This window comes from Actinophytocola sp. NPDC049390 (assembly GCF_044466355.1).
Lineage (GTDB): Bacteria > Actinomycetota > Actinomycetes > Mycobacteriales > Pseudonocardiaceae > Actinophytocola.
The window spans coordinates 90245-104639 of the sequence record NZ_JBITMQ010000009.1 but is presented as its reverse complement, the minus strand read 5'-3'; the positions used below and the strand labels follow the sequence as shown (position 1 = coordinate 104639).

Here is a 14395-nt window from a genome sequence, read left to right as displayed (position 1 = left end):
GACAACGATGTCGAGGACCTCCGCCCGGGCACGACGAGCGTTATGGGTGGCCGCCGCGGCCTTCCTGCTCGCCGCGTGCACCGGGCCGTCAGCGGACACCGGTCCGGAGGAACCAGCACCCGACCAGCAGGGCGTGGACAGCACCGCGCCACTGGACTTCGCCGTCATCACGCACGGGAGCGAGGGCGACGCCTTCTGGAGCGTCGTGCAGAACGGCGCCCAGGACGCCGCCCGCGACCTCGGCGTGAAGGTCAGCTACCTCGCCGACGGTGACGCCGGTGCCCAGTCAAAGCTCATCGACAACGCCGTGGCACAGGGGAAGACCGGCCTGGTCGTGTCGATGGCGAACCCGGACGCGCTCAAGTCGTCGATCGAGGCCGCCGTCCGTGCGGGCATCCCGGTGATCACGATCAACTCCGGCGCCGACCGCAGCACGGAGTTCGGCGCGATCACACACGTCGGCCAGGACGAGACGGTCGCGGGCGAGGCCGCGGGCAAGCGCCTCAAGGACGAGGGCAAGACGAAGATCCTGTGCGTGATCCACGAGGCGGGCAACTCCGGCCTCAACGACCGCTGCGAAGGCGCCAGGCAGGGTTTCGGCGGGAACGTCACGAACCTGCAGGTCGACATCGCGAACCCGACCGATGCGGAGGCCCGCATCCGCGGCGCGCTGCAGACCGACTCGTCGATCGACGGCGTGCTGACGCTGAACTCGCAGGTAGCCGACCGTGCCGTGTCGGCGGCGGAGGCGGCGGGCTCGTCGGCCGAGGTCGCCACGTTCGACCTCAACACCGACGTCGTGAAGTCCATCCAGGACGGCAGGATCCTGTTCGCCGTCGACCAGCAGCAGTACCAGCAGGGCTACCTGCCGGTCGTGATGCTGAAGCTGTACCGGGAGAACGGCAACACCCTCGGCGGTGGGCAGCCGGTGTTCACCGGGCCCGGGTTCGTCGACGCGTCGAACGCCGACCAGGTCGAGACCTACACCGAGCGAGGCACCCGATGACCGCCGTGGACGAAAGGGTGGCGCAGAACCACCTCGCGCAGCGGCTGGTGGTCCGGCCCGAGATCGGCGCGCTCCTGGGCGCGCTGGTGGTGTTCCTGTTCTTCTCGATCGTGACCGAGAAGTTCCTGACCATGGGCGGCGTCGCCACCTGGCTGGACGACTCGGCGACGCTCGGGATCATGGCGGTCGCGGTGGCGCTGCTGATGATCGGCGGCGAGTTCGACCTGTCGGCCGGTGTGATGACCGCGTCGACCGCGCTGGTCACGGCCATCTTCGCGACACAGGTCGGGCTCAACGTGTGGCTCGCGCTGCTGCTGTCGCTGATCTTCGCGCTCGGCGTCGGCGCGCTGAACGGCTGGCTGGTGGTACGGACCGGTCTGCCGAGCTTCATCGTCACCCTCGGTACTTTCCTTGCGCTGCAAGGCCTGAACCTGGGTGTCACCCGGTTGGTGACGAACAGCGTGCAGGTCTCCGGGATGCGCAGGGCCGACGGCTATGAGTCGACCGGTTTCGTGTTCGCGTCCACGTTCCAGATCGGCGACACGTCGTTCCGCATCTCGATCATCTGGTGGCTCGGGTTCGCCCTGCTCGCCGGCTACGTGCTGGTGCGCACCAAGTTCGGCAACTGGATCTTCGCGGTCGGCGGCTCGGCGCCCAGCGCGCGGGCGGTCGGCGTGCCGGTCGCGCGCACGAAGATCCTGCTGTTCATGACGACCGCGGCCGCCGCGTGGCTGGTCGGGTCGATCAACATCCTGCGCTACACGACCGCGCAGGCCAACGAGGGCATCGGCCTGGAGTTCCAGTACATCATCGCGGCCGTCATCGGCGGCTGCCTGCTCACCGGCGGATTCGGTTCGGCGATCGGCGCCGCGATCGGCGCGTTGATCTTCGGCATGGCCCGCCAGGGCATCGTGTTCGCGAACTGGAACTCCGATTGGTTCATGCTCTTCCTCGGCATCATGCTGCTCGGCGCGGTGCTGGTGAACAACACCTTCCGGCGGCGAGCGGAAAGGGTGCGACGATGACCGCTCCACTGATCGAGGCCGACGGGATCGGCAAGAGCTACGGCAGCGTGATCGCGCTGCGGGACGTGTCGACGGTGGTCAACGCGGGCGAGGTCACCTGCGTCCTGGGCGACAACGGCGCGGGCAAGAGCACGCTGATCAAGGTTCTCGCCGGGGTGCACCAGCACGACCGCGGGCGGCTCCTGGTCAACGGCGAGGCGACTCGTTTCGAGTCCCCACGCGACGCGCTGGACGCCGGGATCGCGACCGTCTACCAGGACCTGGCGGTGGTGCCGCTGATGTCGGTGTGGCGGAACTTCTTCCTCGGCTCGGAGCCCACGGTCGGCGTCGGGCCGTTCCAGCGGCTCGACCGCAGGCGCGGCAAGCAGATCGCGCGGGACGCGCTCGCGGACATGGGCATCGACCTGCGCGACGTGGAGCAGCCGGTCGGCACGCTGTCCGGCGGCGAGCGGCAGTGCGTGGCGATCGCGCGCGCCATCTACTTCGGCGCGAAGGTGCTGATCCTCGACGAGCCGACCGCCGCGCTCGGCGTGAAGCAGTCCGGGGTGGTGCTGCGGTACGTGGCGCAGGCCCGTGACCGCGGCCTGGGGATCGTGCTGGTCACGCACAACCCGCACCACGCCTACCCGGTCGGCAACCGGTTCCTGCTGCTCAAACGCGGCGCGAGCCTCGGCTGCATGGAAAAGTCGGAGATCACGATCGAGGAACTGACCCGCCAGATGGCGGGCGGCGCCGAACTGGAAGCGCTCGAGCACGAACTCAGGGAGGTGTCAAGCTAGAGCGTGGCCCATTGATCTTTGCGCCAATGGCCTGGCCTGATCAGCAGTTACCTCAGGGGAACGTGACGGCACTCAGCCACCAACCGCCTGCGGTCCGCCGGTGTCGCTGGGTCGGGACCAACACTTTTGAATTCGGGGAGGCGGAACAGTGCGGGTCACCCAGCGGCTCACCACGGCACAGGCCCTCGTCCGGTGGCTTCTCGCGCAGCGGACCGAGCTGATGGACGGGACCGAGGCGCCGCTATTCGCGGGCGTGTTCGCGATCTTCGGGCACGGGAACGTGCTCGGCCTGGGCACCGCGCTGGCCGAGTACCCCGAGCTGCCCGTGTGGCGTGGGCAGAACGAGCAGGGCATGGCGCTGGCCGCCGTCGGCCTGGCGAAGGCCACGCACCGGCGGCAGGTCGGCGTCGCCACGTCGTCGATCGGCCCCGGCGCGTTGAACATGGTCACCGCGGCCGGAGTCGCGCACGCCAACCGCCTGCCGCTGCTGCTCCTTCCGGGCGACACCTTCGTGAACCGGGCGCCGGACCCGGTCCTGCAGCAGGTGGAGCACTTCGGCGACGGCACGGCGACCGTCAACGACGCGTTCCGTGCCGTCAGCCGCTACTTCGACCGCATCACCCGCCCGGAACAGCTGCTGTCGGCGCTGCCGCAGGTGGCCCGCGTGCTGACCGATCCGGCCGACTGCGGGCCGGTCACGCTCGCGCTGCCGCAGGACGTGCAGGCGGAGGCGTTCGACTTCCCGGCGGCGCTGTTCGACCCGGTCGTGCACCGCCCGCAGCGCCCGCGCGCGGACCAGCGCACGCTGTCGCACGCGGCGAACCTGTTGAGAGCCGCCCGCCGCCCGCTCATGGTGCTCGGCGGCGGCGTCCGGTACTCGGGTGCCGGCCGGGTGGCACTGGCGTTCGCGGAGCGCCACGGTGTGCCCGTCACCGAGACCACGGCGGGCCGCACCCTCGTGCCGCACGACCACCCGCTGTACGCGGGCCCGCTCGGCGTCACGGGGTCGGCGTCGGCGAACGCCATGGCCGCGGACGCCGACCTGGTGCTCGCGGTGGGCACCCGGCTGCAGGACTTCACCACGGCGTCCTGGTCGGTGTTCTCCCCGGGCGTGCGGCTGGTGAGCATCAACACGGCGCGCTTCGACGCGGTCAAGCACGGCGGCCTCGCGGTGGTCGGCGACGCCCGCGAGACCCTCGACGAGCTGAACGTCGACCCGTGGCCCGTCGACCGGCACTGGACCACGCGGGCGTTCGTCGAGCGCTCCCGGTGGGACGACTACATCACCGGGTTGCGGGCGCCGTCGCCCGGGCTGCCGACGTACGCACAGGTCGTGGGGGTCGTGAACGAGGCGGCCGAGCCGGGTGACTACGTGATGACCGCGTCCGGCGGCCTGCCCGGCGAGCTGATCGGTGGCTGGCGCGCGGCGCGTCCCGGCATGGACGTCGAGTACGGCTTCTCGTGCATGGGGTACGAGCTGGCCGGTGCGTGGGGCGCGGCCATCGCCACCACGGACGGTGTCGTGACGACCCTGCTCGGCGACGGCTCGTACCTGATGCTCAACTCGGAGCTGTACTCGGCCGCGTTCGCCGGGCACGGGTTCGTGGCCGTGGTGTGCGACAACGACGGCTATGCCGTGATCGACCGGTTGCAGAGGGGGAACGGCGGGTCGGCGTTCAACAACATGTACGCCGACTGCCGCTCACCGCACACGCAACCGCCCAGGGTGGACTTCGCGTCACACGCCGCAGCACTGGGCTGCGCCGTGCTCACGGTCGACAAGCTCGACGGACTGGCCGCCGCGTACGCACAGGCCCGCACGCACGCGCGGGCAGGAACTCCCGCGGTCGTGGTGATCCGCACGCATCCTTCGTCATGGACGGACGCCGGTGCCTGGTGGGAGGTGGGCGTGCCGGAGGTCTCGACCAGGGCCGAGATCGCCGACGCACGATCGGTGTCGGACAAGGCCAAGGCCGGCCAGGTCCGCTACCTCACACATCCCTGAGGCGCGCGACGTCAACGACGGTATTCGTCGTCGTCGTAATCGTCGTCGTCGAAGGACTCGTCGCCGTTGCCGCCCTCTGAGGACTTGGTGCCCGACAGCTCTCGCTGAAGTGCATCGAAGTCCGTCTGGGGAGTGCTGTATTTGAGCTCTCGGGCTACCTTGGTCTGCTTAGCCTTCGCCCGGCCGCGCCCCATGGCTCGACCCCCTCGCACAAGTGCGGGGCGGCCGGGGGAAACGGCGGCCCCGCTGATCTCGACAACTGGTTCCTGGTAACTACCGTACCGTGCCGAGGGGGTTCAGTGCGAAGGGGCACGGCGTTCGAGTGCCGACTGATCGCGTTCGGCGGAACCGTGAAACCATGCCAACCGTGCCTCGACCGTTCGTCGCCTACCTCCGGGTGTACGAACCGTTGTCAGCATTCGACTCGGCCGTAGCCGACCGACTCCGAGAAGCGGTACAAAACGGACAGTTGGACTACGCGTCGGTCGCGGAGCGCGAGCGGGACCTGTGGTTCAGATCACAGCTGTCTCAGCCGCCGACGCTGCTGCCGGGCGAGCTGGCGAACGGTTCGCCGTCCCCGCGCGCCCAGCGCGACGTACTGGTGCTCGACCCGGCCGAGGTCCCGGGCTCGGTGGGCGAGGGCCCGCTCGTCTGCCCGCTGGACATCCGGGCGCGGTCCGCGGCCGCGCTGGTGGGGTTCCTGTCGACCGCGCACCCTTCCCTGCGGGAGGCGGCGCTGACCGTGTCCGCGGAGAGCGTCAAGGAGAAGGCCACGAGGGTCCTGGCGGAGCTGCCGAGCGGCGCGGTGCACATCGTGTCGACGACGTGGACCGTGCCGCTGCCGTGGTTCACGCTGGTCGACCCCGCGGCCCGGCACATGGTGCTCGCGGAGCAGGACGACCCGCGCAGGCAGGTGTGCTGGCGCGTGGCGATGACCGACGCGCGGGAGCGGGTCACGAAGGCCCACGACCTCGCGGTCGAGGCGCTGGGCGACCAGGGCCCGACGAAGGTGCTGGAGGACACGGGCCGGTGGCTGGAGCACTTCTCCCCGGAGTCGGCCGTGGAGCTGGACTACGGCGGGCTGGTGCAGCTCCTGACCGACGATGAGCTGCGGGAGGACACGTCGGCGGCGGACGTGAACGCGATCGTCGACGCGCTGGAGCGGGAGGACGTGGAGGAGATCGCCACCCGCTTCGAGAAGCTGCGGGACTTCTGGGGCGACCTGGCGGTCCGCGAACGCTTCAACTGAGCCCGGGGTCGGAGGCCGTCCCGTCGTCGCCGCGTTCGGCGGCCAGCAGTGTGTCCACCGACGCGCTACCGGCCCGGTACCGGGCCCCGATCTCGTCGTTCAGCAGGTCGACGACCTTCTGCACCTCGCGTCTGCGCCGCGAGACCGACTCCTCCTCCGCCACGTACGTCCGCAGCGCGAGGTCGAGCCGCTCATCCAGCAGTGACCCGACATCGGACAGGTCGGCGTCCGACACCAGCGCCTCGACGTGCCTGCGGTGAGCCTCCGCGCGGGACGGCTCCAGCGTCTGGTGACGACCAGAGCCGGACGGGGCCGGGCCGACCACGTTGTCCGACAGGATCTCCACCAGCCGTTCCACCACCGAGCTGGACCCGCCTTCGCGGCGCCGTTTCTGCTCGGCCTTCACGATGTCGATCCGCCCGTGGAGCAGCCTGCGCAGGTACGACAGGTCCGTCTCCTCCTGCGCCGCCTCGTCCCGGCGGCCACGTACTTCTGCGAGGTCGAGCCCACCGAGGTCGCTCACATACTCCGGCGCCAGCACACGGTCGATACGCCGGCGTCCACCGGGACGGACTTCGATCACGTGCCTATCCTCCGGTACGCGGCCCGTTGCCGCCAACCTCACGAGTCAGTTGCTTTGGGCAACCTTCAACAGGGTACGCACTTCGGCCACCGGCATGGGCGGACGTTGTGCGATTTTGGCCAGTCCGGCCGCCCGCGCGACCAGCTGGGCGTTGTCCCGCACCCGTTCGCCACGGGCGTAGGAGATGGTGTCCTCCATGCCGACCCGCAGGTGCCCGCCCGCGGACAGTGCCGCCAGCATCACCGGGAGCGAGGTCCGGCCGATGCCCGTCGCCGAGAACGTCGCGCCGTCCGGAATCATGCGCAGCGCCGCGACCAGCGTCTCCGCGTCACCCGGCATGCCGCCCGGAACACCCATGACCAGGTCGACGTGCACGTGCCCGCCCGAGGGCAGGCCGTGCTGGTCGAGCAGCCGGTGGAGGCTGGCGAGCTGCCCGAGGTCGAAGATCTCGTACTCCGGCACGATGCCGCGGTCCTGCATCCGCTTGTGCAGCTCGACGATGAACTCCCAGCGGTTCATGAACACGTCGTCGCCGAAGTTGACGGTGCCCATCGTGCAGCTGGCGGAGTCGGGCATGGCGTCGAGCACCCGGAGCCGGTCCTCCTCGGGATCGGTCACCGCACCACCCGTGGACAGCTGGACGACCAGCGAGGTCTCTTCCCGCAACGCGGCGACGGTGTCCTTCAACCGCTGCAGGTCGAGCGTCGGCGTGGTGTCGGCACCGCGGATGTGCACGTGGATCATCGCGGCGCCGACGCGCTCGCAGTCCTGTGCGGTGCGGACCAGCTCCTCGAGAGTGACGGGCAGGTTGGGGACGTCGGACTTGGCGTGCTCCGCGCCGGTGGGCGCGACCGTGATCAGGGTGCCGGTGGACATGGCCGCGATCGTATGCGCAACCGACTCCCGACCCCACCCTCGAATCGGGTGATCACCACCAGCCACGCCGCGAACGCCGCTTCCGGGACACTCAACGTCCCGAAAGCGTCTTCCAGGGCACTCCCGGCGACCCAGCCCCGTGCACAAGCCGGGCGCAGCCCACAAAGACGGCAGGCAGACCCATCCTCGCCAAATCTCAACAGGCCCGAATCGTGAGGCCCCTCCCCGAGATCAGCCCGTCCGGCGAGGACACCACCCCACGCAGAGGCCACCAAAACCCCCGCTGACCAGCGAAAACAAGCCCCCAGTACGTAACCTCAACCCCCACCCGATCCCGGGGGCCACCCGCCATGCCAGCCTACCGGTACGCACCGACAGAACCGGGCCGACAGCGGTCGGCTGTGGATAACCCGACCACCTGTGGACAACTCAGCCGCGCAGGCGGCGGGCCGCCTCGCGGCCCAGGCCGGGGGTCGCCTCCGGGATCACGTCCGGGTCGATGGCGGCCTGCACGACGCGGTCCTCCGCGCCGACCAGCAGTTCCGCGTCCAACGGCACGGAGTACTTCACCAACCCCAACGCGATCGGCCCCAGCTCGTGGTGGCGCACCACCGACCCGACCCGGCCGACCGTCCGCTCCCCGAGCAGCACCGGGTCCCCGGTCTCCGGCAGCACCTCCGGCGACCCGTCCAGGTGCAGCAGCAACATCCGCCGCGGCGGCCTGCCCACGTTGTGCACCTTCGCGACCGTCTCCTGGCCGCGGTAGCAGCCCTTCGCGACGTGTGCCGCCACGTGCACCCAGCCCACCTCGTGCGGGATCGTGCGCTCGTCGGTGTCGACGTCCGTGCGCGGGCGCGCGGCCGCCACGCGGAACGCCTCGTACCCCCAGCTCCCCATCGGGCGCGCCCCCGCCGACGTCAGCCGGGTCCACCAGTCATCGAAGGCGGCGCGCGGCACCAGCAGGTCCACCCCGAGCGCCCCGCGCCGGACGATCACGTCCGAACCGGCCGCCACCCCAGTGGCCACCGGCAGCCCCACGGCCTCCAGAACGGCGTCCGCCGACGGGCCCAGCAGCGTCAGCACGGCACGTTCGGCCGTCGCGTCGCGCAGTTCGACCTTCGACCAGAAGACCATCGACTCGAGGTACTCCAGCAGCGTCTGCCGCCCACCGCGCGCGCCGGTCGCGTGGGCGCCCGGGTCGGTGTCGAGCCAGACGGTGCCGTCCAGGTGGGCGACCTCCATGTGCGTGTCGACGCGGCCCTGGCTGTCGAGCACGAGCGCCTCGGTCGCCGCGCCGTCGGGCAGGTCGGTCATGTGCTGGGAGATCACCAGGTGCAGCCACGACAGGCGCTCCGGGCCGGTGACCGCGATGACCTCGCGGTTGGACCGGTCGACCACGGCGACCTTGCGTGCCGCGGCCCGCTGTTCGGCGAACGGGTCGCCGTAGTGCCACGGGACGCCCGCGTCCGGTGAACCTTCCGGGGCTTCCACCGCGGTCATCGGATCTCCTCCTGACAGGTCTCGCACATGCCGGACAGCGCGAGGTGGCTCGCATCAAGTGCGAACCCGAACCGGGCGCCGAGTGTTCCGCGCAGGTCGTCCATCACCTCGCACGGCACCTCCAGCACGCGGTCGCAGCGGTGGCAGACGAGGTGGACGTGTTTGTGCTCGTGCACGGAGTAGTTCGGGGCGCCATGGCCGAGGTGCGTGTGCCGCACCACGCCGAGTGACTCCAGCAGTTCGAGCGTTCGGTAGACGGTGGTGATGTTGACCGTCGGCGTGCTGCGCTGCACGTGCTGGCAGACCTGTTCCGGGGTGGCGTGCTCCAGTTCGAGCAGCGCGTCGAGCACGAGCTGGCGCTGCGGCGTCATCCGCATGCCGCGCTCGTGCAGCGTGGACTTCAGCTGCGCGCGTTCCTCCTGGATGTTGGTCTCCACAACCACGATCGTAGGCCCGCGTAGGCTCCTCGCATGCGCGTGCTGGCGATGCTCGACGGAACGATTACCGACCCGGAGACACCGGTGCTCCGGGTCGACGACCTGGGCGTGACCCGCGGGGACGGCGTCTTCGAGACGATCCTCGTGGTGGACGGCAAGCCCCGTGAGCTGGGCCCGCACCTCGACCGCCTCGCCCGTTCCGCCGCCATGCTGCAGCTGCCCGAGCCCGACCGCGCCGCGTGGGAGCGCTGTGTTCGGGTCGTGCTGGACAACTGGCGGGGCCCGAGCGAGATGGCGCTGAAGCTCGTCTACACGCGCGGCCCGGAGTTCGGCGACGGCACGCCGACCGGTTACGCCATGGGCCTGCCGATCGGCGCGAAGGTCCTCGCCGCCCGCGAGGCGGGGGTCGCCGCGATCCTGCTGGAGCGCGGCTACGACCCGGAGATCGTCGAGCGCGCGCCGTGGCTGCTGTTGGGCGCGAAGTCGTTGTCGTACGCGGTCAACATGGCCGCGCTCCGGCACGCGGAGGCCCTCGGCGCGGCCGAGGTGATCTTCACGGCGGCGGACGGTTCGGTGCTGGAGGGTCCGACGTCGACGGTCGTCATCGCGTCCGGCACGACGCTGCGCACCACGCCGCCGTCGAGCGGCATCCTCAAGGGCACGACGCAGGGCGCGCTGTTCCGCGCCGCCGAGCGCGCCGGCTGGGTGACGAAGGTCGAGCCGATCACCGTGGCCGAGCTGAGGGACGCGGAGGCCGTGTTCCTCGCGTCGAGCGTCCGCAAGATCACCCGCGTGCACACGCTCGACGGTGTGGCCCTGCGCGACACTTCGGCGCTGCACAAGGAACTGACGGCGCTCTACGAGTCGGAGTACTGAGCCCGTAAAGCGGTGGAGTCCGCCCGTCCGGTCCGTGCACTATGACGGGATGGTGCTGCCCGCCGGTCACACGGCTCGTGCGCCGCGCGCCGACGACGGGGACGTGCGCGCCCTGTACGAACTCGTGCGCGGCTACACGGTCGCGGTCACCGGTGTCGCCGACTACACCGTCGACGACGCCCGTGACGAGCTGACCGAGCACGGCTTCGACCCCGAACTGGACGGCCGGTTCGTCCTCGACGCCGACGAACGCCTGGTCGGCAACGCTTTCGTGCACCGCAGGGGCGACAGTGAGCTCGTCGACATCGACGTCGTCGCGCCGGGCGACGAGGTCCGGCGGTGGCTGACCGGGTGGGCGCTCGAGCGCGTCGCCGAGGTCGGGCGCGCGGCGGGCCATCGCGAGGTCACGGTCGGCCACGGCTGCTACCGGACCGACGAACCACTGCGGGAAACGCTTGCCGGGCACGGTTTCCACGTCGCGACCACCTACCACCGCATGCGGATCGACCACGCGGGCCCGATTCCCGCACCGGTGCCGCCCGAGGGCGTCGTGCTCCGCGTCGTGGGGGACGACGACGTGCTCCGCCGCGCCGCCCACGCGGTCTACACGGCCGCGTTCGGCGCGCACTACGGTTTCACCGCCGAGCCGTACGAGGACTGGGCCGAACGCCGTGCGCGCAGGCCCGCGTTCACGTGGTCGACGCTGTGGCTGGCGGAGCTGGACGGCACCCCGGTCGGTGTCCTCGAGTGCGACGACCGGTTCGCCGAGGAGGACAGCGGCTACGTCGCCGAACTCGGCGTGGTGCCCGCGGCGCGGGGACGTGGCATCGCGAAGTTCTTGCTGCGCCACGCTTTCGCGGTCGACGTCGGTGCGGGCCGGGCGGGCACGTTGCTGCACGTGGACACCGACAACGTCACCCCGGCGCTGGACCTCTACGAGTCGGTCGGCATGCGCGCGGTGCTCGTGATCGACGCGTGGCGCAGGGCCGTCCCGACCTGATGCGTGGCACGACCGTGCCGCCCGGCACGCCCACCCCCGACGGCGATCTGCCCATGCACCGCCTCGAGGTGCCGCTGCCCGCCACGCTGCCGTTCGCGGCGGGCACGTTCGACACGATCGGCCCGCTGTCCCGCGCGTCCTTCCCGCACCGGCACACGTTCCACGAGATCGTCCACGTCACCGCGGGCACCGGCACGCACGTCGTCGACCTGGTCGGCGCCGAGCTACGGCCGCCGAACCTGTGCGTGATCGCGCCCGGCCAGGTGCACCACTGGGCGGACGTCCGCGGCCTCGCCGGGCACGTGCTCCTGTTCACCGAGGACTTCCTCCTCGACCCGGCCGACCGGACGCTCCTGCGACGCCTGAGCGCCCGCCCGCTGCTCGCGCTCGACGAGCGGGCCGACGCCGCGACCGGACGCGTGATAGCCGAGGTGCTGGCGGAGTGCGCGGACGAAGGTGACGCGTCGGTACTGCGGGCCCTGCTGCACGTTCTGGTCGTCCGCGCGGCCCGGCTCACGGGCACGCCGCAGTTGCCGAGGCCGGGCACGGTGGCCGAGGAGTTCACACGCCTGACCGCACGTCCCGGTGCCGCGTGGTCGGTGCGTGCCTACGCGGAACGCATCGGCGTCACGCCGGGCCACCTCACTGAGGCCGTCAAGGCCGCGACCGGCCGCCCGGCGTCCGCGCTCGTGCGGGAGGCGCGGATCCGCGAGGCCAAACGGCTGCTCACCGGCACCGCGCTGACCGTCCGGCAGGTCGCGGCGCGCGTCGGGTTCGCCGACCCGGCGTACTTCTGCCGGTTCTTCCGCCGGGAGACGGGGCTGAGCCCGGGCCGTTTCCGGGAGAATCACCACGAACGGCGGGATTAGTCCATCGTCCACGCGCCGACCGCTGCTTACGTTCGGTGCATGGACAACGACTCTCCGCTCGTATCCCGCAAGACCGTGCTCCGGGCCGCGCTCGTCGCCGTGCCCGCCGCCCTGGTCGCCACGCCCGCGCTGGCCCGCACCCGCGGCGGCACCCTCGAACCCACGCCGATGTGCGACGACGGCGACGACCCCACCCCGCCACAGATGGAGGGCCTACTTCAAGCCGAACTCGCCGCAACGCACCAACATCGTGCCGTCGGGTGCGTCCGGGGTGCGGCTGACCGTGAGCGGTTACGTCTTCGGGCTCGCGTGCCAGCCGCTCGGCAGCGTTCTGCTGGACTTCTGGCAGGCCGACGACAACGGCGCCTACGACAACACCACGTACCGCTTCCGCGGCCACCAGTACACCGACGCACAGGGCCGGTTCTCACTGTCCACCATCGTGCCCGGCCTGTACCCGGGCCGTACGAGACACATCCACGTCAAGGCACAGGCCCCCGGCGAGCCCGTGCTCACCACGCAGCTGTACTTCCCCGGCGAGCCACGCAACAGCACCGACCCGTTGTTCGACCCACGCCTGCTGATGACCGTGCACGACGTGCCGGGCGGCCGGGAGGCGGCGTTCGACTTCGTGCTGAACGTGGCCGGCTCGGGTGACCCGGGTGGTGGCACCTGGGCGGCGGGCACCGCGTACGCCGCGGGCGCCCTCGTCACCTACGGCGGCCGTGAGTACGTCTGCCTGCAGGCGCACACCGCCCAGCCGGGGTGGGAGCCGCCGAACGCACCCGCGCTGTGGCGGGCGGCGTGATCACGGCGGTTCCCACCCGGCTCAGAAGCGCAGTTCTGGCTCGCTGGCGAGTGCCCGCAACTCGGCTGGGCTCGCCACCAGCGGTCCCTGCCCGGCCAGGTACGCCTCGGTGACCATGCCGTCGGGGCCGAACCGCACCACGACGAGTCCGGGGTCGTACCCGGTTTGGCGGTACTCGTAGGTCCGGATCAGCGCGCCGTCCGTCGCGGAGGTCTCCTCGACAAGGGAGTAGTTCTCGTCGTCGGCGTACCGGTCGTTGGCCAGGTCGAGCTTGCCGCGGGCGTGGACGAGGTAGATCATCACCCGCTGGTCCGCGCCGTTCACCGGGTAGACGGTGCCCACGTTCGGCGGGCAGTCGTAGGCGATCATGCCGGTGTCCGACGGCCGCACGGACACGCCAGGCAGGTGCTCGGCGATCAGCCTCGGCGCCGCCTCGTCCAGCCGGGTCACGATCGGTGCCGAGCCGGGGAAGTGCAGCGGCGGGACCGAACCGGTCGGCACACTCGTGCACTCCGCGTCCGGCACCGTCGTCGTGGTCGTCTCTGACGTGGCGGGCGTCTGTGTCGTCGTGGTCACCTGCGCCCCCACGCCTGGTTCCCGTCCGGCGCCGGTCACGACCACGGCGGTCACCGCGACGGCCAGGACCGCGCCGGTCGCACCCACGGCCGCGAACGTCGAGCGGCGGCGCCTGCGCAGCGACCCGGCACGGTCCGTCAGCGCGTCCGTGTCGAAGCCCAGCGGCGGCTCGTCGGCCAGCGCGTGCCGCATGCGGTCCGCGAGCTGCTTCTCGATCATGAGTTCTCCCTCGTCAGCACTGTCCCGCCCGTCTGCTCGAGCCGGGCGCGGATGGCGGCCAGCCCCCGCGCGGTCTGGCTCTTGACCGTGCCTTCGGAGCACCGCAGCGCCGCCGCCGTCTCGCTGACCGACAGCGACTCGAAGTAGCGCAGGACGAGCACGGCCCGCTGCCGCGGCGGCAGGGACGCCAGCATCCCGAGGAGTTCCGCCCGCAGGCCCGCACGCTCGTGGCGAGCCGCCGGGCCCGCCGCCCAGTCGACGACCTCGGGTACCGTGCCGCCCCGCTGCTCAGCGCGCCGCCACGGACGCCGCTGCTCGTCCAGCCAGTTGCGCAGCAGGATCTTGCGTGCGTAGCTCACCGGCTGGTGACCGTGCAGCACCCGCGGCCAGGCCCTGTGCAGCTTGATCAGCGTGGTCTGCACGAGGTCCTCGGCCAGGTGCCAGTCGCCGCACAGCAGGTACGCGCTCCGCCTCAGCGGTACCGCGTGCCCGCGAGCGAACTCGCGGAACTCGTCCTCGTCCGACCTGCGCATGCGATGCCCCTCTCGACCGCGTCGCACTGCTTACGGACGTGGCAGAGAAAGGGT

General features: G+C 71.1%; 15 protein-coding genes and 1 pseudogene. 9 read left to right on the top strand and 7 right to left on the bottom strand.

The annotated features are described in order from the left end of the window. Window positions 1–7: 7 nt before the first annotated feature. The 4 genes from ACIBVP_RS24850 to iolD all read left to right on the top strand — a co-directional run bounded on the left by ACIBVP_RS24850 (window position 8) and on the right by iolD (window position 4815). Window positions 8–1006: a sugar ABC transporter substrate-binding protein gene (locus tag ACIBVP_RS24850; RefSeq protein ID WP_396108688.1), complete on the top strand. Its 999-nt coding sequence runs from the start codon at window positions 8–10 to the stop codon at window positions 1004–1006. Continuing rightward, window positions 1003–2031: an ABC transporter permease gene (locus ACIBVP_RS24845; protein WP_396108687.1), complete on the top strand. Its 1029-nt coding sequence runs from the start codon at window positions 1003–1005 to the stop codon at window positions 2029–2031. Before ACIBVP_RS24850 ends, ACIBVP_RS24845 begins: the two co-directional genes overlap by 4 nt. Beyond that, window positions 2028–2810, top strand: coding sequence for an ATP-binding cassette domain-containing protein (locus tag ACIBVP_RS24840; protein WP_396108686.1), 783 nt, complete (start codon window positions 2028–2030; stop codon window positions 2808–2810). The genes ACIBVP_RS24845 and ACIBVP_RS24840 overlap by 4 nt, the downstream gene beginning before the upstream one ends. Before the next feature lie 130 nt (window positions 2811–2940). Next, the gene (gene iolD, locus ACIBVP_RS24835) at window positions 2941–4815 is read left to right on the top strand and encodes a 3D-(3,5/4)-trihydroxycyclohexane-1,2-dione acylhydrolase (decyclizing) (protein ID WP_396108961.1); all 1875 of its coding nucleotides are present in this window, start codon (window positions 2941–2943) and stop codon (window positions 4813–4815) included. Window positions 4816–4826: 11 nt separating this feature from the next. Here iolD and ACIBVP_RS24830 read toward each other — a convergent pair whose 3' ends face one another. Further along, window positions 4827–5009, bottom strand: coding sequence for a DUF3073 domain-containing protein (locus ACIBVP_RS24830; RefSeq protein WP_396108685.1), 183 nt, complete (start codon window positions 5007–5009; stop codon window positions 4827–4829). A 173-nt stretch (window positions 5010–5182) separates the two neighbouring features. On the opposite strand from ACIBVP_RS24830, the gene ACIBVP_RS24825 reads away from it, so the two are divergent. After that, on the top strand, window positions 5183–6064 hold the full coding sequence (locus ACIBVP_RS24825; protein WP_396108684.1) for a hypothetical protein: 882 nt from the start codon (window positions 5183–5185) through the stop codon (window positions 6062–6064). Here the strand turns inward: ACIBVP_RS24825 and ACIBVP_RS24820 are convergent. From ACIBVP_RS24820 to ACIBVP_RS24805, 4 genes are all read right to left on the bottom strand, one after another. Further along, window positions 6057–6647, bottom strand: coding sequence for an aerial mycelium formation protein (locus ACIBVP_RS24820; RefSeq protein ID WP_396108683.1), 591 nt, complete (start codon window positions 6645–6647; stop codon window positions 6057–6059). The genes ACIBVP_RS24825 and ACIBVP_RS24820 overlap by 8 nt on opposite strands. Before the next feature lie 45 nt (window positions 6648–6692). Then, entirely contained in the window at window positions 6693–7523 is an 831-nt protein-coding gene (locus ACIBVP_RS24815) for a 3-keto-5-aminohexanoate cleavage protein (RefSeq protein WP_396108682.1), read from the bottom strand. A gap of 429 nt (window positions 7524–7952) precedes the next feature. Further along, a complete protein-coding gene (locus ACIBVP_RS24810) occupies window positions 7953–9023 on the bottom strand; it encodes a YgfZ/GcvT domain-containing protein (RefSeq protein WP_396108681.1) in 1071 nt (356 codons plus the stop codon). Beyond that, a complete protein-coding gene (locus ACIBVP_RS24805) occupies window positions 9020–9400 on the bottom strand; it encodes a Fur family transcriptional regulator (protein ID WP_396108960.1) in 381 nt (126 codons plus the stop codon). Before ACIBVP_RS24805 ends, ACIBVP_RS24810 begins: the two co-directional genes overlap by 4 nt. Before the next feature lie 93 nt (window positions 9401–9493). On the opposite strand from ACIBVP_RS24805, the gene ACIBVP_RS24800 reads away from it, so the two are divergent. The 4 genes and pseudogenes from ACIBVP_RS24800 (at window position 9494) to ACIBVP_RS24785 (ending at window position 13013) form a co-directional block, all read left to right on the top strand. Then, entirely contained in the window at window positions 9494–10336 is an 843-nt protein-coding gene (locus tag ACIBVP_RS24800; RefSeq protein WP_396108680.1) for an aminodeoxychorismate lyase, read from the top strand. Between the two features lie 34 nt (window positions 10337–10370). Then, window positions 10371–11336 (top strand): GNAT family N-acetyltransferase, encoded by a 966-nt coding sequence (locus ACIBVP_RS24795; RefSeq protein ID WP_396108679.1) that lies wholly within the window; start codon window positions 10371–10373, stop codon window positions 11334–11336. Further along, on the top strand, window positions 11336–12205 hold the full coding sequence (locus ACIBVP_RS24790) for an AraC family transcriptional regulator (RefSeq protein WP_396108959.1): 870 nt from the start codon (window positions 11336–11338) through the stop codon (window positions 12203–12205). The genes ACIBVP_RS24795 and ACIBVP_RS24790 overlap by 1 nt, the downstream gene beginning before the upstream one ends. Before the next feature lie 39 nt (window positions 12206–12244). Beyond that, a pseudogene (locus tag ACIBVP_RS24785) lies at window positions 12245–13013 on the top strand (carbohydrate-binding protein). Window positions 13014–13034: 21 nt separating this feature from the next. Here the strand turns inward: ACIBVP_RS24785 and ACIBVP_RS24780 are convergent. After that, window positions 13035–13808: a hypothetical protein gene (locus ACIBVP_RS24780; protein WP_396108678.1), complete on the bottom strand. Its 774-nt coding sequence runs from the start codon at window positions 13806–13808 to the stop codon at window positions 13035–13037. Next, window positions 13805–14341 carry an RNA polymerase sigma factor gene (locus ACIBVP_RS24775; protein WP_396108676.1) on the bottom strand — a complete coding sequence of 179 codons (537 nt, stop codon included), beginning with the start codon at window positions 14339–14341 and terminating at the stop codon, window positions 13805–13807. The genes ACIBVP_RS24780 and ACIBVP_RS24775 overlap by 4 nt, the downstream gene beginning before the upstream one ends. Window positions 14342–14395 lie beyond the last annotated feature (54 nt).